Origin of the sequence: Amycolatopsis sp. cg13, assembly GCF_041346965.1 — a bacterium.
Taxonomy (GTDB): Bacteria; Actinomycetota; Actinomycetes; order Mycobacteriales; family Pseudonocardiaceae; genus Amycolatopsis.
Genome location: NZ_CP166848.1, coordinates 9,535,790 through 9,556,523 on the forward strand (window position 1 = coordinate 9,535,790; position 20,734 = coordinate 9,556,523).

Consider the following 20,734-nt stretch of genomic DNA (forward strand, 5'->3'; position numbering starts at 1 on the left):
GGTGTATCGTAATACAGTGTGCATCCGATGCAACGTGTATCCGATCACCTGGTCGGGGGAGACAGCGTGAACGACATGGCGACGACCGGCGCGAGCCTGGAAACCCCGAAGCGCATGACGCGCCGCCGTGCGGAAACGAGGCGGCGAGTCATGGCCGCTGCTTACGAAGTGTTCGCCGAGACGGGCATCCGGGACGCTCCCGTCGAGCTGATCTGCGAACGCGCCGGCTTCACCCGCGGCGCCTTCTACTCGAACTTCGCCAGCAAGGAAGAACTGTTCCTGGCTATCTACGAGGTGGAGATGCGGGAGCGTGCCGAGCGGCTGCGCGGCGCCGTAGAAGAGGCGGTCGAGCAGGCCGCGCCCGGTTCCGTCGACGAGGTGCTGCCGAAAGCCGGTCTGCTGTTCATGGAATCCCTCGCGGCGGATGAGACGTGGTACCTGCTCAACGCCGAGTTCCGGGCCCAGGCGCTTCGCCAGCCGGACCTGCGCGCGCCGGCCGCGGCCGCGGAACGCCGCTTCCACGACGCCCTCGCCGACATTCTTCAGAACCTGCTCGACCGGCTGGACATGCGGCTGACCGTCGACCCGCGCAGTGCCGTCGTCGCGATCGTGGCGCTCTACGAGACCATGCTCGAACGCGCGATCCTCGACGAACTCCCCGACAAGGCCGACAGCCGCTATCTGACCGACGTGCTCCCTCGGCTGTTCACGGCGCTGACGACCGCGGGCCGGTGATTCAGGACCCGACGGCCCGCGCCAGCCGGGGGAGTTCGCGCAAGCTGTTGGCTCGTTCGATCTGAAGCCGGTCGCCGGCGGTGAAGGTCTGGTCGAGTTCGGGCTGCGGATCTCCGGAACCGGTGAGGGTCAACTGGGAGAACGGCCAGTCGCTGCCGAAAACGACGCGGGATTGCTGCCCGGCCGCGAGAACGCTGCGCATGTCCGTCGCGGCCGGGCTCAATGCGGTGTCGTAGAAGAAGGTCTTGACCAGTGCGGCGACGTCGAACGCCGACGGCCGCGGCACGCCGGGCGGGAACAGATCGGCGGCTCCGGTTTTCGAGAGCACGCCCAAGCGGTAGGTCAGGAACGGAATGGCGCCGCCCGCGTGCGCGAGCTGGAACCTGATGCGGGGATACCGGCGCATCGTTCCGGTGTACATCAGCATCGTCGCGGCGCGGGTGGTGTCGAAGGTGAACTCGTAGAGGAAGTCCGGGAGGGGGAGTTCCGGTTTCGAGTCCCGGGACACGGCCGCGGGGTGGACGAAAACGTACGCGTTGTGCCGGTCGAGAGCGGCCATCAGCGGTTCGAAGCGCGGGTCGCCGAGATACACGCCGTCGTAGGAGGACAGCAGCACGACGCCGTCCAGCTGCAACACGGTCAGCGCGTATTCGAGTTCGGCGATCGACGCTGCCACGTCGGGCATGGGCAGCACCGCGAAGCCGCCGAAGCGAGTCGGATGGGACTTGAACAAGCCCGCGGCGTAGGTGTTGCAGTACCGGGCCATGTCGCGTGCCTCCGCGCCCCGGAGGAAGGACACGCCAGGGTCCGAAATGGACAGTGCTTGGGCGGCGATCCCGTAGCGGTCCATGAAATCCAGCGCCGCCTCCGGCGACCAGTCGGGCGTGGGGTAGCCGCCGATCGTGAAATAGCCGTGGCTCAGCAAGGAAGCCCGGTACTCGGGCGGCAGGAAGTGCGCGTGCACGTCGATCCGATAGGCGCCGGAAGGCATCGCGGCCGCTGTGCCGAACAAACCGGCACCGGCTAGGGCCGCGGCAGTGCCGACAGCGCGGCGACGGGTGAACTTTCGGTTCATGGCGGTGGTCCTTCCGAGTCAGGACAGCAGGCGATCAGCGTCGAGCGGCCGGAATCCGGCGGGCGGCGGGGGGAGTGCGGCAGCGGCGTCCGCGGCGGCGTAGACGAAGCCGTCCGGCCGCAGGGCCAACATGTGCGCCTGATGCGCCCGCATCCAGTCGAGGAGGGTGCCGTCGATGTCGACCACGCTCCCGTTTTCCGGCTGTGCTCCGGGAGGCAGGACCGTCAGCCGAACAGCGGCGGTCCACGCCGGGTCCGGAAGGGCGGCGCGGGTGCTCAGCACGGTCCACTTGCCGGCGAGGACGTCGTCGAGCCTGTTTCGGGCGCCGTCGCTGTCGAGGACCCATGGCTGGGGCACTTTGCGGCCCACCGCGGGGGAGCCGCTGCCGAGGAATCCTCGTGGGTAGCGCGCCGCGGGCACCCAGGACAGCTTGACGAGGAGCCGCCGGACCGGCGACAGCCGCGCCAGCGGACGCACCAGCGTGTCGCGGATCCGGCAGAGCGCGCGCCGGCGTTCGGTGATCATCCGGCCCACCAGCACCGCGCGGCGCGTCACCTCGCGCACGTGCGGTTTGCGCTCGGTCTCGTAGGAATCCAGCACGGTCTCGGGAAGTTCGCCGCGGATGACGGCGGCGATTTTCCAGCACAGATTGGCCGCGTCGCGCACTCCGGCGGCCATGCCCTGGCCGATCCACGGCGGCATGGCGTGGGCCGCGTCGCCGGCGAGGAAGACGCAGCCGACGCGCCAGCGGACGGCGGCGCGGACATGGTGGCTGTAGACCACGGCCCGCAGCACGGTCACCTCGTCACGAGTGATTCCTTGGCGGCCGAGCAGACGCCACACGGCCGCGTCGGCGACGAGTTCGCTTTCGTCGTCGCCGGGAAGGACGGGGAACTCCCAGCGGTGGTGCCCCAGCGGGGTCGGGCAGTCCACGGCGGGCCGGAGCGGGTCGCAGTGGAAGCGCAGCCGGTCGTGACCGGGCCACTCGCGCTTGACCTCGGTGTCGACGACCACCCAGCGGGTTTCGTAGGTGCGGCCGTCGAAACCGACGCCGAGCTGGCCGCGGGTGGGGCTGGAACCGCCGTCCGCGGCGATGACCCAGGAGGCGCGCACCCGTTTGAGCTGCTCGCCGCCGTCCTCGGCCAGCAGCAGTTCAGCGCCGCAGGCGTCCTGGCGCACGCGCAGGCATTCGTGGGCCAGCAGCAGGTCGACGTTCGGGAACCGGGCGACGCCCTTGCGCAGGGTGTCTTCCAGGACCGGCTGGTAGATGAACAGCTGAGGCGGATAGCCATGGCCCGCCGAGTCGAAGGAAGCGGACAGGAACGGCTTTCCCTGATGATCGACGAATTCGATCGGCAGCCCGGCCAGCATGTCGCGCTGCAGTTCTTGAGCGAGGCCGACCTGTTGCCAGATGCGCAAGACCTCCTCGTCGGTGGAGATGGCGCGGGCGCGGGTGTAGACCTCGGCGTCGCGTTCGACGACGACCACCTTCAAGCCTTGCGCGCCAAGCAGATTGGCGGCAGTGACCCCGGTGGGCCCGTACCCGATGACGGCCACGTCGTAGCGGGGGATTTCGGACACTTCCCTGTGCCTCCTTGGCTGGGACGGATGTCAGCGGCGGGAACCCAACGCGGTGGCGGACAGGGCCGGGACGGTGTCCTCCCGCTCGCGCAGCGATCGGACCGCGGCTTGGAAACGGGACATGAGCGCGGCGACGCCTGCGCCTGCCGTGGTGTGCCCCCAAAGCGAAATGCCTTGGTACGTAGTGGGTTCCCAGGTCTGCTCCCGTTCGGGGGTGACGACGACCGGGTTCCAGCCGACCTCGAGTTCGAATCCGGACGGGGTGACGCAGTAGTAGGACAGTTCGCGGTCGTTGGTGTGCTGGCCGATCGACCAGGCCATGGCGAAGCCGAGTTCGGTGACCCGGTGAAAGCTGTCCAGGAGGTCTTCCAGGGTGGCGATCTCGATGTTGACGTGCTGCACGGAAGTGCGGACCGGGTCGAGCGCCAGCCCGGCGACGTTGGCGAGCGCGATGGAGTGGTGGCGCTGCCCGCTGCGCAGGAACCGGATGTTCAGCTTCGCCGGGCCGACGCGTTCGACGATCCGGTCCGACAGGCGCAGGTCCAGCAGGTTGTTCCAGTAGGTGTGCAGCTGCTCGGGCCGGGTGGTGGTGATCGCCAGATGCCCCATGCCGGAACGGCCGGTGACGAACGCGGTGTTGCGCATCCGCAACGGCGCGGCGGTGGTGCGGGCGCGGGTGAAGACCTCGGTGGCGATGCCTTTCGGGCCCGGGAATCGCCACAGCCGTTCGACCCCGCGCAGCGCGGCCTCTTCCGAGGAGCCTTCGGTGACGGGAAGCCCTGCGGCGGCGACCCGTCCCAGCACGATCTCGAAGGTTTCGTGGTCGTCGATTTCCCAGCCCGCGGCGATGACGTCCTCGGCGGGGCCGCGCTGGACGAGGAACCGGCATTCGCGGTCGTCGAGGCGGAAACGCAGGGTGTCGCGGGTGAGTTCGTCGACGTGCAAGCCGATCGCGTCGGCCCCGAAACGGTTCCAGTCGGTCAGCCGCCGGGACTCGACGACGAGGTAGCCCAGCCGCGCGGCGCCGAAGACGTCCGGGCGGCTTTTAGTGTCCGCAGTGGTCACTTCGCGGCTCCGAGCCAGTCGAGCAGCAATCGGTTGAACCGTTGCGCCTGCTCGTATTGCGCCCAATGGCCGGTGCGGGCGAACAGGTGCAGATCGCAGTGCGGCATCGTGCGCGCCAGCCACGGTCCGCCGGACGGCCGGTTGACCTTGTCGTGGGTGCCCCACACGACCAGCGTGGGCGCCTGGCAGCGCGCGAGCCGGTCGCGGTCGCGGGTGAAGTCCATGCGCCACAACGTGCGCAGCGCTCCTCGCCCGGACGGGCGGCGCAGGGGAGGGTTCGCCACCACCTCCGGGTCGATGCTGGCTTGATAGCGGAGTTCGATCAGTTCTTCCGGTACTTCGGACGCGTCGAAGACCAGGTGGTCGCGGATGAACGAGGCGATCTTCGCCCGGGACGGCCCCTCGCCGCCGTAGTAGCCCAGCAGCGCGTTCAGCCCCTTGGTCGGCGGTCGACGGGTCGTGCCGATGCCGCCGGGGCCCATGAGCACGAGCGTCTCCACACGGTCCGGCCGATCGAGCGCCAGCCGCAATGCCGCCGCTCCGCCGTAGGAGTTGCCCACCACGTGCGCCTTCTCCACGTCCAGCGCATCGAGCAGGCCGCGCACGAAGATCGCGAGGTCGCCGAAGGGGTCGGCATGGTCCAGTTCCTTCGACGACCGGCCGTACCCGGGCATGTCCGGAACCAGCACCCGGTGACCGGCCGCCGCGAGCGCGTCGACATTGCGCGCGTAATTGGACGCGCCAGTCGCGCCCGGACCGCCGCCGTGCAGCAGGACCACCGGTGTCGCATCCGCAGGGTTCGCCGCGCCGGTGATCTCGGTGAGGAAGATGTCGCGGGCGCCGACCCGGACGGTGCTCTGCACCGAAGCGGACGTTGGTGAGCCAGTCGACGGCACGGGGCCTCCACGTCGAGTCGGGAACAGTGTTCCTGTAGTCATCACTACAATTGGATCGATCGCTACGGTAAGCTGAGCGGGCAGCGTCGGTCAACCCCTTCCTGTAGTGACCGATACGGTAAGGTGCGAGAGTGAACGTGAACGAACGAGGTACGCGACGCCGTCGAGCAAACGGCGAGGAGTCGCGCCGGAAGATTCTCGACGCGACCGTCGAGGTCGCCGGGGAGCGCGGCTACGAGGGCACCAGCATCGCCTTGGTGAGCAAGAAATGCGGGCTCCCGGCGAGTTCGATTTACTGGCATTTCAAGGACAAAGACGACCTGATCGCCGCGGTCATCGAGCGCAGTTTCGACAGCTGGCTCGCCGCGTTGTCCTTGCCGGAGGAAGACGGAACGCCGCTGGCGCGGGTGACCGGGCTGGCTCAGCAGGTCGCGAAGGCGCTGCTCGACGCCCCGGATTTCTTGCGCCTCGGCCTCATGCTGACCCTGGAACGCCGCCCCGAAGAGCCCAGCGCGCGGACGATGTTTCTGCAAGTGCGCGGCATCGCGCATGAACGCGTCGCGGGCATGATGGCCGAATTCATGCCGGAACTGGACCCCGCGTCCGTGGAACTGCTCACGACGTACGCCATGGCCGGTGCCGACGGACTGTTCGTCGCGAAGGAAATCGGCGGCGACAGCGTCGACCTGATGCGCCTGTTCGAACTGCATGCCCAGGCGGTGCTCGGCCTCGCTGCCCGGCTTCGCTGACCCCGCCCGAGAAAGGACGCCTCCGATGAGCCGTGCCCAGCGCATCGACACCCACCAGCACCTCGTGCCGCCCCGCTACGCGAAATGGATGCAGGACAAAGGAATCCGCCCTGGCGGCATCGATCTGCCGTCCTGGTCGGCACCGTCCGCGCTGAAGTTCATGGACGGCCACGGAATCGCCACCGGAATTCTTTCCCTCTCCACGCCCGGGGTCTATTTCGGAGACATCCCGGAGGCCCGCCGCTGGGCGCGCGAGGTCAACGAATACGCCGCCGAAGTCGTCGCCGACCGGCCGGACCGGTTCGGATTCTTCGCCACCCTCACCCTGCCCGACGTCGAGGGTGCACTCGCCGAAGCCGAATACGCGCTCGACACGCTGCACGCCGACGGAATCGTCCTGCTGGCCAACAACGACGGCCGCTACCTCGGCGACCCCGGATTCGAGCCGCTGCTGCGGTTCCTCCACGAACGCCGGACGCCGGTCTTCGTCCACCCCGGCGAACTGCCCGGCCCGGAGGTGCCCGGAATCCCCACTTTCACCGCGGACTTCCTGCTCGACACCACGCGCACCGCGATCAGCCTGATCCTGTCGGGATCGATGGAAAAATATCCCGGGATCACATTCATCCTCGCCCACGCGGGCGGGTTCGTGCCCTACATTTCTTATCGCATCCTGCTCACGATGCTGAACACGAAGAACAAGGCACAGCAAGCGTGGGCGCTGCTCGACCAGAAGCACCAGGTGCCCAAGCAGCTCTCAGTGCTGCGCCAGTTCTACTACGACATCGCCCTTTCGGCGTCGCCGTCGGCCTTGCCGAGCCTTCTGGAGGTGGCGGCCCCAGACCACATCACGTACGGCAGCGACTTCCCGTTCGCCCCCGCGGTCGCCGTCGGTTTCATGAACAAAACCTTCGAACGCTATCCCTTGGACGACGGCCTGCGGGCGGCGATCGACCGCGGAAACTCGGAGAAGCTGTTCCCTCGCCTCAAGGGCTGACTGCTTCGCGCTCGCGGATCGGAATGAGCAACAGAACACCCAGCAGCGGACCGATCGCCAATACGCCGAAAGACAGGAACAGCGAGCCGGTCGCGCTGAACACGGCGCCGACCGCGACCGGTGCGAACACGCCGCCCAGCTGCCAGGCCGTGTTGGCGAGACCGAAGGCCCCGCCGACGAACCGCGGGTCGGCGTACTGCGGGACGGTCGAGTTGGTCAGCACCGTGTAGCCGTACACGCCCAAACCGAGCAGCGGGGCGAGGATCAGCAGCACGGAGTAGTCGCGCACCAGGCCGAAGACGACCAGGATGACCGCGAAGTACCCGCTGAGGATCATCAGGTGCGCCTTGCGGGTGCCGCGCAGGCGGTCGGACAGGAAGCCGACCAAGGGTTTCACACCGATCGCGGTGGTGCTGACGATGACCATGACCAGGGCGGCCTTCCCGGCCGAGAGCCCGAGCGACTTGACCATCAGCGAGTTGCCCCAGGCCAGGAACCCCAGGGTGGCCCACTGCATGCCGAGCCCGGCGGCCGCGAGCGACATCAGGTTGCGGTTCTTGAACATCGCCGCGAAGCCGAGCCGTCCGCCCGGTTCGGTCGTCTCGACGGAACCGGGCGGGTCGTTGCGCAGCAGGACCCAGCAGATCACGCCCACCACGACGGTGAGCACGCCGAACAGGTAGTAGACCCCGTTCCAATCGAGCCGCGCCATCAGCGCCGGGATGGAGGCGTTGGCGAGCACGCTGCCGAACGCGGTCGCGGTGATGTACAGCCCGAACGCGGTCCCGCGCTCGCGCGGCGGGAACCAGCGGCTGAGCAGCTTCGTGAAGGACGCGACGTCGGCGCCGCTGACCAGCCCGATGAGGACCTGGAGCGCGATCCCCACGCCGAGGTTGTGCACGGTGCCGAAGGCGAACGTCAGAACTCCCGCCAGGACAAGGGAAATCCCCACGGCGAGGCGGCCGCCGATCAGGTCCGCGACGATTCCGCCGGGAATGTTGGTGACCACGTAGCCGATGGACATCGCGGTCGCGAAGATCCCCAGCTGCGCCACCGACAGCCCGATGGAATGCGAAGCGTCGACCGCGACCACCGACCAGGCGGTGCGGTTGAGGTAGATGAGGGTGTAGGCCAGCCAGCACACGGCGAGGATCACCCACCGGTAGCGAGATGCTTTCGCGACCGGGAGCGCCGCGGTGTCCGATGCGGACTTTGTCGCATCCATTGTGGACCTCCTTGTCCAGTAACGGGAAGCTCAGTGCAGCAGGCCCCACTCGCGGAGCTGGGCCGCGTTGTGGCGCAGGGTCGAGACGGGCGGGCGGTCCAGGCTCATGTCCTCGACCGAAACCCAGCCGGGGTAGCCGCGTTGGCCGATGAGGCCGAGCACCCGAGGGACGTCGACCTCGCCGTCCTCGAGCGGAGTCCACCCGGCTTGCCAGCCGCCGCCTGGCGAACGGAAGTGCGCGGCGTTCTTCAGGTGCACGTGTCCGAGATGCTCGCCGAGCAGGTCGAGCGCGATCTCGTGCGCCTCATAGCCTTCGAAGACGAGATTGCCGAGGTCGTAGATGACCCCGACGTGCGCGGGGTCGAAGCGCGAGACGACCCGGTGCGCGAGCGAGGCGCTGGGGCAGATGGTGTTGTGGTGGATCTCCAGCAGTGCGCGGATTCCGGCCGCTCTCGCAGCGGTTTCGATTTCCCCGAAGAACGAGACGGTGTGCTCGAACAAGTCCGAATAGGACTTTCCCGTTCGGGAGATTCTCGGTGCCTGCAAACGAATTTGCGGAGCGTCAGCGGCCCGGGCCAGATCGCACGCGAGCTGGAGCATCTCGGTGTCGCCGACCTCGATGTAGGGGGCCAGGCCGATCACGTCGAGTCCCGCCGCGCGCGTGTCGCGGGCGACCGCCTCCGCCGTCGGCACGTCCAGCGGGAGGGTGGCGTGGTGGTCGACCAGGTAGGGGTGCGCGGGCCGCGGGTCGCGGATGCTGCCGGGACGCGGCTCGACCCGCCATTCGATCCCGCCGAACCCCGCGGCGTGCACCTGGGCGATGCACTCGGGAATGTCCACTGTGGGCAGACAGATCGTCGCGACGCCGAACTTCACGGCAGGGCCGGGTGCTCGACGGCGAGCGGGGTCTGGGGGAGCGGGGCGAGCTGCGCGCCGCCGCACACGTGCAGGACCTCTCCGGTGATGAACGAGGCCGCGGGCGAGGCCAGGAAGGCGACGGCCTCGGCGACGTCACGGGGTTCCGCCATCCGCGGCATCGGCGTGATGGCCTGGTACTCGGCGATGAGCCGCCGCAGCTGGCCTTCGTCGCGGTCGTAGGCGGTGAAGTCGGAGAGGATGAAGCTGGGCGCGACTGCGTTCGCCGTGACGTTGTACTTCGCGAGTTCGGTCGCGAAGGAGCGGGTCAACCCGACGAGTCCGGCTTTCATGGCGGTGTAGGCGACCGGCCCGCCGGAAACCCAGTTGCGCGAGGCGATGTTGACCACCGTACCGCTGCGTTGCGCCTTGAAGAACTCCAGTGCCCGGCTGACGAGGAACGCCGGGCCGCGCAGGTTCACTTCGCTCATGAGGTCCCAGTCGTCCGGGGAAAGCCCGGCGAGCGTGGAGCGGCGGTTCACGGCCGCGTTGTTGACGATGACGTCGATCCGGCCGAAGCGTTTGCCGACTTCCGCGATCAGGTCCTCGATCGACTGCACGGACCCGAGATCCGCGGCGATGCCGACTGCGGGCGGGGCGAACCTGGCGTCGAGGGCGGCGGCGGTCGCGTCCGCCGCGTCCGCCTTCACGTCGGCCACCACGACCGCGACGCCGTCTTCGAGCAGGCGTTCGGCGATGGCGGTGCCCAGCTTTCCCGCGGCTCCGGTGACAATGGCGACACGGCGGGGTTCAGTCATGGTGTGCTTCCTTCTTTTCCGTCCAGGACAGGAATTCGGCGATCGCGGCCACCACGTCGCCGGGGTGCTCGTGATGCGTCCAATGCCCGCCTGGCAGGACCTTGACCGCGGCGCCGGAGAGGAATTCGCGGGCCAGGCGGGCGCGTTCGCGGTTCCGGTAGATCGCGAGTATTGGTACGGGGAAATCGGCGAAGAACTCTTTCGCCTGCGACTGGAAATGCAGCGCGTCCGTGCCGAAAGCGAACTCGATGAACAGGTCGCGGACGGCCGCCGGCGTGGCGGCGACCAGGTCGCCGGTGCCGGGGAGCACGGGGCAAGGCCCGTGGCTGGCGAAGTGTTCGCGGGCGACCGCGACGGGATCCTCGCACCGGAGCCGCTTGGCGATCGTCTCGATGCGGGCCCGGTCCTCGTCGGGAAGCCCGAACGCCGGGTCGATCGCGACCAGCCCGGTCACCGATTCCGGCTGCTGCCGGGCGAGGAAGGCGGCCGCCTCGCTGCCCGCGGAGTGGGCGACCAGCACCACTCGGCCGAGACCGAGCCGGTCCGCCAGCGCGCGCACGTCCGCCGCCACGTGCGGCAGCCGCATGTCCGGCCCCGGCCCGGACTCGCCGTGCCCGCGCAGGTCCACGAGCACGAGGGGAGCGATCCGTTGCAGGCCAGGCAATACGGGGTGCCAGTCCGAGCGCGAGCGCGCCCAGCCGTGGACGAGCACGAAGGTGAACGGAGCCTTCTCCGGTCCTGGCAGCCGCTCGAAAGCCAACTCGACGGTCATCGCGTCCTCTCCGCTCGTCCGCTCGCTGGGACGATCCTGAGCGACGAGCAGTTATAGATCAAATGCCTATCGACCGACCCCGCCATGCCTGAGAGGCATATGCTCGGTGCATGCTGGAGCTGCGTCACCTCGACTATTTCCGCGCCGTCGCCGAGTACGGCTCGATCTCGCGCGCCGCGGCGGCCCTGCACCTCACCCAGCCGACGCTGAGCAGGCAGATCGCCCGGCTGGAGAAGTCGCTCGGGCACCAGCTCCTGCGGCGCACCGCGACCGGAGCCGAGCTGACCGCGGTCGGCGAGGGCCTGCGCGAGCACCTGTTGTCCATCTTCGAACTGGTCGACCGGGTCCCCGAGGTCCTTCAGGCCGCCGCCAGCGCCCGGCGCCTCGTCCACTTGGGAGTCCCGTCGGGGATCCCGGCCGGCTGGATCGAGGACTACCTGAACGCGGTGCGCGAAGCCGCGCCGGAGATCCATTTCGCGATCGTCGAAGCCACCAGCGAGGAGCAGCGCAGGTTGCTGCTCAACGGTTCGCTGGACCTGAGCCTTGTGCACACCCAGCCGCCCGAGCTCCACAAGGAATTCCTTTTCCGGCAACGGCTCGGCTGCGTCTTCCGCGAAGGCACCGGGCCGCGCGACCGGGAGGAGCTCGATGTCACCGATCTCGACGGGCTGCGCGTCATGGCCCATTCCGCCAAGGGCGAAGAGGTGAGCCTGCGCGCGGCGGCGACCGCGACCGGAACCGAAGTCGACTGGCTGTTCCGGGCGTTCTCCGAGCACAGCGAACTGATCGCCACCAGCTCACAGGTCGACACGGTGCTCATCGGCGCGACGTCCGCGCGGAAGTGGTTCCCCGCGTGGCACTGGCTCCCGTTGCGGGCGGAGCGTCCCGAACACTGGATGCGGACGTGGGCCGCCTGGGCGGGCAACGATCCGAAGCACGGCGATGTGCTGCTGGGCTGCCTGCGGGAAACCGCCCGGCGCTACCGGGCCGATCCCACCTACGAGTTCACCGCCTGACCCTCAGCGAACCCGCGCGCCCTCGGCCACGGCAGCGGCACCCCGCTATAGCAACCCCTAGACGGCAGCACACCAGTCAAACGCACCCCACCCCTTCGCCCTGACCACTAACTGAACCGAACCGAGAAATCGCCCCGGTTTCTGGACTGAGCGATCCGCTCGGCCCCCAGGCCGAGCGGATCGGGAGGGAAGAAACCGGATGAAGGCGATTTCTCCGCCGCGACGAAGTCGCGGCCATTAAACACAGCAATCAAACACGGCGGGCTAAGAGTTCGTCGAGCCGTCCGCCCACGTCGGCACAATTCTGCCGGACCACCGACAGAAAAGCGGCCAGCGTCGGCGAGGAATCGTTGCCCCGGAAGGACATCTGCAGATCCGGCAGCCGGAACCGCGGCTCGACGGCGCAGAACCGGATGTCCTTGCGCGCGATCAGCCGCATCCGTTCCGGGCCGAGGCCGACTCCCGCGGAGCAGGCGGCGAGTCCGGCGATCGTGTGGATGTCGCGCGCCAGGGTGGCACTGTCGAGGACAGCGGGCTCGAAGACCGATCTGAGGTAGGAACCCGCCGCGTCCGCGCTGACCACGAGCGGCTCGCGGGCGAGTCGTTCGACGTCGACGGACTTCTGCCCGGCGAAGGGGTGTCCTACCGAAACCGCGGCTATCAGGTGGTCGGCGCCGATGGGCACGGTGACCAGGTGCTCCGCGCCGGCGCCGCGAGGATTGCCCCGTCCCACCGCCACGTCCAGTTCGCCCGCGAGCAATGCCGCGGACCCGGCCGAACTGTCCAGCTCCTGCAAGGTCATCCGGACTTCCGGATGGGTCCTGCGGAACCGGCCGATCACCCCCGGCAGCGGGTCGAGCAGCGCGGACCCGATGAACCCGATCCGCAGCCTGCCGGTTTCCCCGCGTGCCGCACGGCCCGCGTCGACGAGCGCGAGGCTCATTTCGGCGAGTGCGCCGCGCGCTCTGGCGAGGAACGCATCCCCTGCGGCGGTGGGAAAAACGCCGCGGGCAGTGCGATCGAAAAGCCGTTCGCCGACCTCCCGCTCAAGCGCGGCGATCTGCGTCGACAACGGCGGCTGAGCGATGCCCAGTGCCGCGGCGGCACGGCCGAAGTGCTGGTGCTCGGCGAGGGCCAGGGCGTAACGGAGGTGACGGGCTTCCACGTCGTCACTATACGTAGAAAGTATCACGAAGGCATTCGTAAGATATGGCAGTGGATAACGGGGCGCGGTGAGTGTGCTCTGGGGAGGTCCCTGATCGACTCTCGAAGGACCCCCAGTGACCCGACCCTCCTCGTCCGAGACCGTCATCCTGCTCGTGCACGGCGCCTGGCATTCCGCGTTGCACTGGACCTCGACGCAGCGGGCGCTCGCGCGCCACGGCCTCGCCAGCGTCGCCGTGGACCTGCCGGGGAGCGGGCTCGACGCGCCTGTCCCCAGCGGGTACTTCCTGCCCGGCCAACCCGGTTTCGCCAGCGAAAGGTCGTCCCTGCGCGACGTCACCATGCAGGACAGCACCGACGTCGTGCTCGATGCGCTCGTCAGCGCCCGCACCCGGTACCGGAACGTCGTGCTGGTCGCCCACAGCGCGGGCGGTGCGGCCGCGTCCGCCGCCGCGGAGCAGGCACCGGAACTCGTCGACCGGCTCGTCTACCTGTCCGCGTTCGTGCCCGGGGGCCGCCCACGGTTCGCCGACTACATCGAAGCGAAGGAGAACGCGGGAGCGGTCCAGGTGCCGCCGGTCGGCGATCCGGCCGAACTGGGCGCGATCCGGATCAACCCGCTTTCCCCCGACCCGGCCGTCGCCGGCGTCATCCGCCGGGCGTTCCTCGACGATCTCCCCGAGGGCAGCCCGGAATCGTGGCGGCAGTTCCTGCACCCCGACCTCCCGTTCGCGAACTTCACGACGCCGGTTCCGGTCTCCGCGGCGCGCTGGGGGCGGATCTCCCGCTCCTACGTGCGGCTGGCCGACGACCTCGCCCTGCCGCCCGCGACCCAGGACCTGATGATCGCCGAGGCGGACCAGTTGACGCCGGAGAACCCGTTCCGCGTGCACTCCCTGCCAGGCGGCCATTCCCCGTTCGTGACCCGGCCGGACGAACTGGCGACCACCCTCGCCGCGGCTGCCCTGCACCGGTCCGACCGATGAACTCGGTGCGTCTTTCCCCGCCGGCGCAACGACTTCTGCTGCCGATCGTCCTGTCCGGCACCTTCGTCCAGTTGTTCAGCGTCACGGTCATGCAGGTGGGCGTGGTCGACGTTCAGCGGGACCTGCACGCCGGGACGGCGGAGACCCAGCTGGTTCTCGCGGCCTACACCCTCACCTACGCCTGCTCGCTGATCGTCTCCGCGCGGCTGGGGGACAAGTACGGCTACCGCCGGATGTTCGTCACCGGAATGGCGTTGTTCACCGCCGCCTCGCTCGGGGCCGCCGCCGCACCGGACGCATGGGTGCTGATCGCCGGGCGCGCCCTGCAAGGTTTCGGCAGCGGCTTGATGGCGCCCCAGATCCTGTCGATCATCCAGTCGGCGCTGCCCGCGAACCGCCGCCCCGCCGCACTGAGCGCCTTCGGCGGAACGATGGCGGCGGCCTCGCTCGCCGGCCCGGTGCTAGGCGGCGTGCTGACCCAGCTCGATCCGCTGGGACTGGGCTGGCGGGCGGCGATGCTGCTGGTCGTTCCCGTCGGGATCGCCGCCCTCGCGCTCTCGCCCGCACTGCCGTCCGTCCACAGTGCACGCAAACCCCAGCGCGTCGATCCGGTCGGTGCGACGCTGAGCCTCCTGGGTTTCGCCCTGCTGGTGTTTCCGCTGACCATGGGACGCGAGACCGGCTGGCCGCCGTGGACCTGGGCAAGCCTGGCACTGGCCGTGGCCGCGCTGACCGGTTTCGTGATCTCCCAGCGCAGGTCGGCGGAACCGCTCATCCAACCGTCCACATTGGCCGAACCGGCGACGAGGTGGGGACTGGCGGCCGTGCTGATCTTCAACGCGGGTGTCCCGTCCTTCACCCTGCTGCTGTCGATGCACCTCCAGGGCGCCAAGGGCTGGAGTCCGCTCGAGACGGGCCTGAGCATCACGCCGTACGCCGTCGGAGCGCTGGCCGGGAGCCGGATCGCGAACAGCCTGGGCAACCGGTTCGGTCCCCGCGCGCTCGCCGCTTCTTCCCTCGCGATGGGACTGGTGTCCGTTGCCGTCCCAATGCTCATCGATCTGCGCTGGTGGTACTGGCTCGCGTTGTGCGCCGGCGGAGTCGCCTTCGGGGTTTTCACCGCGTCCGCGTTCACCCAGATCATCGCCAGAGTGCGCCCCGAGGCCGCGGCCTCGGTTTCCGGCCTGCTTCCCACCGCGCAACAACTGGGCGGCACGCTGGGCGTCACATTCGCCGGCATCGCCTACGCCGCCCCGGCCGCGACCGCGGGCGCCGCGTTATGGCACGCGATGACCTACGAGGCGGTGGCTTTCGCGGTCGCTGCCTTGTGCACGCTCGGCGGCCAGCGGGAACGGACAGCCGCAAGGTCTGCCGCGCCCAGCTGAGAGGAGCGCGTCCCGCACCGGACGGCCGCGGGGAGGCGGCTGCGTGGTCAGTTCTGGACGCCGTCCTTGTGCGGGTCGAGGTCAATGCGGCCGCGCTGGCGAGGGCCGCCTTCGCCGAGCAGGTCCCACTGTTTGATTGTCGCGTTGAACCGGTCTCGTTGTTCAGCGTCGCTTTCGGCGTATTTCGACCTCGCCGCGCAACCCGATCAGGGCGGTGTCCGCCGCGACGGGGACGACTCCGCGGCCGGCGAGCTGGCCGTCGGCGCAGGAGACAGTCGCGATGTTTTTCAGCTGGCCGGAGTAGAGTTCGGCGACGTCGTAGAGTTCCAGCAGCGACCGGTCGACGCCCGCGATGCGTTCCTGGATCGCCGTGACGACTTTGAGGTAGTCCGCTTCGGCGTGGTCCAGCTCGCTGCCGAGGGTGCGGACGGCGCCGTCCAGATGCGAGAAGAACGTGCTCAGGGCGGGGAAATTGCTTTGACGACAGTCTCGGCGACGCCTCACACCTCGCTGACGGCGTTCACCTTTTGCTTGACCAGCTGGATGTCGGTCGGCGGCGGCGTCGCAGCGGTTTCGAAGAGTTCCTTGGTGGCTTGGCCGATGAGGTGCAGGTTGTTGTTCCGGGCGGCGTTGATCGTCGTCGCCCGGAGCGCGTAGCAGTTGGCCAGCCATCGCACGAGGACGCGCTGGTTCTTCAGGGCCGGGCCGACCGTCGAGAGGAAGCCGCCTTTGAGGCTGTTCGCGGCGAGCCCGGTCCACCCGGCCATCCAGGCCCGGTTGTTGTTGTCGTCGCTGCTGATGGAGAGTTTGTCGACGAGCCCGTTCAGCGCGTGGTCGCCGACCGAGTCGTCGGTGTCCATGGCGTCGTTGATCGCGACGAGACTGGTCCTGGCCTCTTCGAGGAACGACAGGTCCGGCCCGCCCGCGAGGTCCGGGATCGAGTTCGCGAGATGTTCGCGTTGCTGCCAGGCCCAGTCGCCGATCTGGGCGAAGGCGTCGGAGGCGTGGCATTCGACGTAGGCCTGCCGCGAGGGGTCCCATCCGTCGCAGGAGCCCGGCCGCTTCGCCGGGGTGCCGTCGTCGACCGCCCACGCGACGATCGGGCAGGTCTGCAAGTGGATCATCGACTGGACCGGGATCGGCCGCAGCGCCGACGGCGCGCCGTCGATCTGGACTGTTCCGTGCTGCAGTGCGCGCCCGGCGTCGTGGAGCCAGCGGCGCTCCAGCGTCTGCCAGTAGGCGTTGAGCGCCGCGGAAAGCAACGACGAGTACTGGCTGGCACCTAGGTATCCGCTGCTCACTGCCGGTACCTCCTCGAGCGGGGTTCGCCAACCGGACGGCCGGTGAGCAAGGAGGCTAACAGCAAAAACAGCCCGATTGTGACTGTTTCCGGCAAAGTGTCACTCGGCTGGGCGCCGGGACATGGACGGCGACGCGGTGCACGAGATCCGGACCCGGCGGGAGGGCATCGTCATCGATCCTGCGTCGGACGCCTCGGCACGGGCAGTTGATGCTGCATCGTCGGAAACATCCGAACCTGGCGGCTCGATCAGTCCTGACGCGCGGGGGATTTCCGCGGAATGGCGCGTGTCGCTGCCGCCCGCTTCCGGCGGCAACGGAGAAGCTGTGCGCCGCCCGTCCTCGGGCGCGCGTGATTGTTGCTGCCAGGAAAGGAAAAACGTGCTGAAGAAGGGTCTGTGTCCGATTCAGGCGGTACGTCTTGCTGGGGTCATCGCCGCGGGGATTGTGGCGTGTTCCGCGTGCACGCCCGGTCATGCGACAGGGCAGCAATCGAGTAGCGGCAACGCTGGCGGCACCGCGCTGTCCGCCGGGAACTCTTCGACGCCGCTTCCGGCAGCCGGTTCCTGCCATCTCGGCGAGCGCAACGGGCAACCGACGCCCGATCCGTCCTGCACCCCCGGTGCGGTGAATCCGCAGGTCTCCCAAGCGAATATCGCCACCACGGTGTGCAAGAGCGGCTGGACCAAAACCGTCCGTCCGGCCACCGGCAAGACCAGTCGCATGAAGGACACCACGGCGAAGGCATACACCCTCCCTGCCGGCGAGACCGGCGAGTACGACCACCTTGTGTCCCTGGAACTCGGCGGTGCGCCTGACGATCCCCGCAACCTGTGGGTCGAGCCGGGGAAGATCCCCAACCCCAAAGACGCGGTCGAGAACAAACTCAAAGACGCCGTCTGCAGCGGCCTGATCCCGCTCGCCACCGCGCAGACCGCCATCGCCCATTCCTGGACCACCGCCTTCGACGACGCCGGCCTGCGCGTGAACGGCGGCAGCGTATGCCTGCGCGCCGAGCCCAGCCGCTGCGCCCACGGCCGGCGCGGAGACAGCACCGGCGAGTAACCCGGCTGGTCGGCCGCGGTTACTCGCGGACGAGCTTGATCGCCAGTCCGCGGAAGAAGAACGACGCGAGAAAGAGCGGCAAAAACCGCTTCCCGGTGCACCGGAAAGCGACGGTTTCGCCGTCGGCCGCGTCGAACGTCTCCGTCCGGCTCGAGTTCCGGCCGTCGCGGAGGAGCAGGGTGTGGCGACCTGGTTCGACGACCGTCTCGATCGTTTTGTTCATGGCAACCGACCCGACCGGTTCACCGTCGACCTCGACCTCGTAGGCGCCACGACGCACCTCGACCCCGATCGCCTTGTGCGTCAGCTTGAGCATCGCGGACATCAGCGACCTCCTCACTCCTGGACGCGCTCTGCGGCAGCCGATGAGCGACATGCCGCCCCTGCCCTTCCCCGAGAGTAGTTCCCGTCCCGCGCGGAGCCCAGGGCCAAACCGACCCACCGGCGATCGAGGAGACGGGTCAGAGATCGACGCCCGAACTGCGGTCCGAGACTAATAGTCCTTTGTGGACATCGACGACTGTCTGCTCCTGCCGGGCCTCATTTGCACGCCTTCGTCTGGTGCGCGCCGAACTTGGCCTGGGCATTGGTGAATTGCCCGCCGTACCGCGATGACAGCTGCTGGGTCAGGCCGGTGCACGAGAACGAGGTGTAGTCCAGGTAGGACTGTGCCGCCTTGGCTGCCTGCGCGTTCCAGTCGACGTCCAGGCTGTCCACTGCCTGAGTGGCGACGTTCTTCGGGTAGCTGTCGCCGTACTTAGAGGACAGCTGATCGATCAAGCCGTTTCGCGAGAATGCGGTGTAGCCGAGATACGACTGCGCGGACTCACGGGCCTGCTCGACCTGAGGCGGGTATTGCGGAGCCTCACTGGTCGGGCTGGACTCGACCTGGGGCGGTGACTGGGGAGCTTCGGTGGTCGGGCTGGACGCGACCGGGGGTGAAGCCTCGCTGGTCGGGCTGGACTGGACCAGTTGCCCGTTGACGCATGACTGTCCGGCCTGCAGCGGAGGGCAAGAGCCGGGTGTCGAAGCAGCGGCGGGAGTCACATTGGCGGCACCGAGATCGCCAGCGTCCCGACTGGAGCAGGCGGTGAGGGTGGCCGCCGCCGCGGCCGCGGCGGCGAAGAGGGCGACGCCCTTGATCATGAGGATGCTCCTTCGCCCGAGGTGATTTGTAGTCGGGTGGGCTGTTCCGTTCGTTACGCCGGCCATGTCCGCCCTCGACACCCGCGCTCGCCCTCACGGCGAAAGGTCTCCAGTTCTTGAAATGATTTGCCGTAGCGGGCCCGTTGTGCGCGGGGTGGGGCTCCAGCACGGTTGCCGTCGAGAAATTCCTGAGAAAGAGAATTCGTCATGCAGCACGCCTATCGGATCAATTCGGCTCGAATGGAAATGCGTTGTTGCGGGCGAATGGGCGGCGCCAACCGGACGGGACCCCTGCGACGTCGCACTGATGAAACCGGGATGGCAGCTCGAGGCGGATCGCCCGCGATCGGCTGGGCCGCGCCGACCGCTACGGGCGAGACGCTCCAACTGCCGCCCGCAGTTCCGCGCCTCGACCACCGCACCCCGAGCCCGCGATGTCAGCTCCGTCCGCCACGCTGAGAGCAGCCAAGGTCATCAATGGGCTGGGGTCGGTCGCCCACGATCGGATTGAGAAGGCGCTCGGCTGGGAGGACTGACGCTCCGCAGACTGGGGGCGCATGGGGGTAAAGGCCGTAAACGGCCGGACTGTCCGGCGCGCAGCCGGACCAAACAAGAGCGGCCCCTGGCCAGGTTCACCCTGGTCAGGAGCCGGTTTCCGCAGGTGGTCGCGAGTGCCCCCGGTGAGATTCGAACTCACACTGGACGGGTTTTGAATCCGTTGCCTCTGCCAGTTGGGCTACGGGGGCGCAGTGCGGGAAACTCTACGGGACCCGCCCTTCCCGCCCACGACCGGGTCCGGTGATCGGCGGTGATCGACTTGGGGCCGGGGCTGGGTGTCTCCCGCCACTTCGTGGTGAACGCCATCGTGGGATCTGGATCGGTCCCGGTACGCTGGGCTCTCGCGGGTGACCGCGTGTCGAAGACGTCCCGCCGAGCCTTCAGGAGGACACCGGTGACCGAACAGGCTGCCGAGTCGAACGGCGCCGCCGCCGGCGTGCCGCAGCGACGGGTGCTCGTCGCGGAAGACGAGGCGCTCATCCGGCTCGACCTGGTGGAAATGCTGCGCGAAGAGGGCTACGAGGTCGTCGGCGAGGCCGGCGACGGCGAGGAGGCCATCGCGCTGGCCACCGACCTCAAGCCGGACCTCGTGATCCTCGACGTCAAGATGCCGAAGCTCGACGGCATCGAGGCGGCCGCGCGGATCACCGGCGACCGGATCGCGCCGGTCGTCATTCTCACCGCGTTCAGCCAGCGCGACCTCGTCGAACGGGCCCGCGACGCGGGCACCATGGCGTACCTGGTGAAACCGTTCGCCAAACGCGACCTCGTGCCCGCCATCGAGCTGGCCGTCAGCCGGTTCTCCGAGCTGCAGGCCCTCGAGGCCGAGGTCGCCGGGCTCACCGACCGGCTCGAGACCCGCAAGGTCATCGACCGGGCGAAGGGCCTGCTGATGAGCCGCCAGGGGCTCACCGAACCGGACGCGTTCCGCTGGATCCAGCGCACCGCGATGGACCGGCGCACCACGATGAAGGCCGTCGCCGAGGCGGTCGTCGAAAGCATCGGCTGAGCAAACGAGCAAAACCCAAAAAGCGGGCGTGACCAAAGTGGTCGCGCCCGCTTTTTCACGGCCCCGAAACCGGAAATCGCGCCGGAGAGTGACCGCCCGGCCCCGGAGTGCGCTCCCGGCCAGCGGGACCCCGTCCGTTTCGCCGCATCCGTCCGCCACCGCCGTGTCGCGCCGAAACTCGGCTGCTGACCAGCGTAAACCCTTCCGCCGCACCGGCCCCGGACCCACCCGTGCGGGTTGATCTGCCCTGCGCGAAAGGGCAAGGTTGCTACCTTGGAGGCCGGGGCATCGTGGTGTCGGTCACGGTGACGGAGGGGATGTTCCTAGACTGCCCCTAT

21 protein-coding genes and 1 tRNA gene are annotated in these 20,734 nt (G+C 68.7%); 8 read left to right on the forward strand and 14 right to left on the reverse strand.

Going from position 1 to position 20,734, the window contains the following annotated elements; all coding sequences use genetic code 11:
- Window positions 1-27 precede the first annotated feature (27 nt).
- Window positions 28-735 (forward strand): TetR/AcrR family transcriptional regulator, encoded by a 708-nt coding sequence (locus tag AB5I40_RS44610; RefSeq protein WP_370936224.1) that lies wholly within the window; start codon window positions 28-30, stop codon window positions 733-735.
- Window position 736: 1 nt separating this feature from the next.
- On the opposite strand, the gene AB5I40_RS44615 is transcribed toward AB5I40_RS44610, so the two are convergent.
- Genes AB5I40_RS44615 through AB5I40_RS44630 form a run of 4 tightly spaced genes read right to left on the reverse strand, consistent with a single transcriptional unit; the run spans window position 737 to window position 5,319 of the window.
- Window positions 737-1,810: an amidohydrolase family protein gene (locus AB5I40_RS44615; RefSeq protein WP_370936225.1), complete on the reverse strand. Its 1,074-nt coding sequence runs from the start codon at window positions 1,808-1,810 to the stop codon at window positions 737-739.
- An 18-nt stretch (window positions 1,811-1,828) separates the two neighbouring features.
- Entirely contained in the window at window positions 1,829-3,391 is a 1,563-nt protein-coding gene (locus tag AB5I40_RS44620; RefSeq protein ID WP_370936226.1) for a bifunctional 3-(3-hydroxy-phenyl)propionate/3-hydroxycinnamic acid hydroxylase, read from the reverse strand.
- 30 nt (window positions 3,392-3,421) lie between these two features.
- Entirely contained in the window at window positions 3,422-4,456 is a 1,035-nt protein-coding gene (locus tag AB5I40_RS44625) for a VOC family protein (RefSeq protein WP_370936227.1), read from the reverse strand.
- Window positions 4,453-5,319, reverse strand: a complete 867-nt coding sequence (locus tag AB5I40_RS44630; RefSeq protein WP_370936228.1) for an alpha/beta fold hydrolase — start codon at window positions 5,317-5,319, stop codon at window positions 4,453-4,455. The genes AB5I40_RS44625 and AB5I40_RS44630 overlap by 4 nt, the downstream gene beginning before the upstream one ends.
- A 164-nt stretch (window positions 5,320-5,483) precedes the next feature.
- Between AB5I40_RS44630 and AB5I40_RS44635 the strand changes: the two genes are divergently transcribed.
- Window positions 5,484-6,101 (forward strand): TetR/AcrR family transcriptional regulator, encoded by a 618-nt coding sequence (locus AB5I40_RS44635; RefSeq protein ID WP_370936229.1) that lies wholly within the window; start codon window positions 5,484-5,486, stop codon window positions 6,099-6,101.
- Window positions 6,102-6,126: 25 nt separating this feature from the next.
- Window positions 6,127-7,098, forward strand: a complete 972-nt coding sequence (locus tag AB5I40_RS44640) for an amidohydrolase family protein (protein WP_370936230.1) — start codon at window positions 6,127-6,129, stop codon at window positions 7,096-7,098.
- Here the strand turns inward: AB5I40_RS44640 and AB5I40_RS44645 are convergent.
- Genes AB5I40_RS44645 through AB5I40_RS44660 form a run of 4 tightly spaced genes read right to left on the reverse strand, consistent with a single transcriptional unit; the run spans window position 7,088 to window position 10,768 of the window.
- Entirely contained in the window at window positions 7,088-8,323 is a 1,236-nt protein-coding gene (locus AB5I40_RS44645) for a nitrate/nitrite transporter (protein WP_370936231.1), read from the reverse strand. The two genes, AB5I40_RS44640 and AB5I40_RS44645, sit on opposite strands and share 11 nt — an antisense overlap.
- Before the next feature lie 30 nt (window positions 8,324-8,353).
- Window positions 8,354-9,199: a sugar phosphate isomerase/epimerase family protein gene (locus AB5I40_RS44650; RefSeq protein ID WP_370936232.1), complete on the reverse strand. Its 846-nt coding sequence runs from the start codon at window positions 9,197-9,199 to the stop codon at window positions 8,354-8,356.
- Window positions 9,196-9,996, reverse strand: coding sequence for an SDR family oxidoreductase (locus tag AB5I40_RS44655; RefSeq protein ID WP_370936233.1), 801 nt, complete (start codon window positions 9,994-9,996; stop codon window positions 9,196-9,198). The genes AB5I40_RS44650 and AB5I40_RS44655 overlap by 4 nt, the downstream gene beginning before the upstream one ends.
- Window positions 9,989-10,768, reverse strand: a complete 780-nt coding sequence (locus tag AB5I40_RS44660; RefSeq protein ID WP_370936234.1) for an alpha/beta fold hydrolase — start codon at window positions 10,766-10,768, stop codon at window positions 9,989-9,991. The genes AB5I40_RS44655 and AB5I40_RS44660 overlap by 8 nt, the downstream gene beginning before the upstream one ends.
- A gap of 110 nt (window positions 10,769-10,878) precedes the next feature.
- Between AB5I40_RS44660 and AB5I40_RS44665 the strand changes: the two genes are divergently transcribed.
- A complete protein-coding gene (locus tag AB5I40_RS44665; RefSeq protein ID WP_370936235.1) occupies window positions 10,879-11,784 on the forward strand; it encodes a LysR family transcriptional regulator in 906 nt (301 codons plus the stop codon).
- Between the two features lie 250 nt (window positions 11,785-12,034).
- On the opposite strand, the gene AB5I40_RS44670 is transcribed toward AB5I40_RS44665, so the two are convergent.
- A complete protein-coding gene (locus tag AB5I40_RS44670) occupies window positions 12,035-12,949 on the reverse strand; it encodes a LysR family transcriptional regulator (RefSeq protein ID WP_370936236.1) in 915 nt (304 codons plus the stop codon).
- Window positions 12,950-13,064: 115 nt separating this feature from the next.
- Here AB5I40_RS44670 and AB5I40_RS44675 point away from each other — a divergent pair, with 115 nt between their 5' ends.
- Window positions 13,065-13,934, forward strand: coding sequence for an alpha/beta fold hydrolase (locus tag AB5I40_RS44675; RefSeq protein ID WP_370936237.1), 870 nt, complete (start codon window positions 13,065-13,067; stop codon window positions 13,932-13,934).
- Entirely contained in the window at window positions 13,931-15,319 is a 1,389-nt protein-coding gene (locus tag AB5I40_RS44680) for an MFS transporter (RefSeq protein ID WP_370936238.1), read from the forward strand. The genes AB5I40_RS44675 and AB5I40_RS44680 overlap by 4 nt, the downstream gene beginning before the upstream one ends.
- Window positions 15,320-15,481: 162 nt before the next feature.
- Here AB5I40_RS44680 and AB5I40_RS44685 read toward each other — a convergent pair whose 3' ends face one another.
- Entirely contained in the window at window positions 15,482-15,823 is a 342-nt protein-coding gene (locus AB5I40_RS44685; RefSeq protein WP_370936239.1) for a hypothetical protein, read from the reverse strand.
- Window positions 15,820-16,620, reverse strand: a complete 801-nt coding sequence (locus AB5I40_RS44690) for a hypothetical protein (protein WP_370936240.1) — start codon at window positions 16,618-16,620, stop codon at window positions 15,820-15,822. Before AB5I40_RS44690 ends, AB5I40_RS44685 begins: the two co-directional genes overlap by 4 nt.
- Before the next feature lie 121 nt (window positions 16,621-16,741).
- Between AB5I40_RS44690 and AB5I40_RS44695 the strand changes: the two genes are divergently transcribed.
- Complete coding sequence (locus tag AB5I40_RS44695) at window positions 16,742-17,683, forward strand: hypothetical protein (RefSeq protein ID WP_370936241.1); 942 nt, start codon at window positions 16,742-16,744, stop codon at window positions 17,681-17,683.
- Window positions 17,684-17,702: 19 nt separating this feature from the next.
- Here the strand turns inward: AB5I40_RS44695 and AB5I40_RS44700 are convergent, their stop codons facing one another.
- The 3 genes from AB5I40_RS44700 to AB5I40_RS44710 form a co-directional block, all read right to left on the reverse strand.
- The gene (locus AB5I40_RS44700; protein WP_370936242.1) at window positions 17,703-18,008 is read right to left on the reverse strand and encodes a hypothetical protein; all 306 of its coding nucleotides are present in this window, start codon (window positions 18,006-18,008) and stop codon (window positions 17,703-17,705) included.
- 215 nt (window positions 18,009-18,223) lie between these two features.
- Window positions 18,224-18,829: an Ltp family lipoprotein gene (locus AB5I40_RS44705; protein WP_370936243.1), complete on the reverse strand. Its 606-nt coding sequence runs from the start codon at window positions 18,827-18,829 to the stop codon at window positions 18,224-18,226.
- Window positions 18,830-19,501: 672 nt separating this feature from the next.
- A tRNA-Leu gene (locus tag AB5I40_RS44710) sits at window positions 19,502-19,575 on the reverse strand.
- Between the two features lie 206 nt (window positions 19,576-19,781).
- Between AB5I40_RS44710 and AB5I40_RS44715 the strand changes: the two genes are divergently transcribed.
- Window positions 19,782-20,396 carry an ANTAR domain-containing response regulator gene (locus AB5I40_RS44715; protein WP_009079762.1) on the forward strand — a complete coding sequence of 205 codons (615 nt, stop codon included), beginning with the start codon at window positions 19,782-19,784 and terminating at the stop codon, window positions 20,394-20,396.
- Window positions 20,397-20,734: the final 338 nt, after the last annotated feature.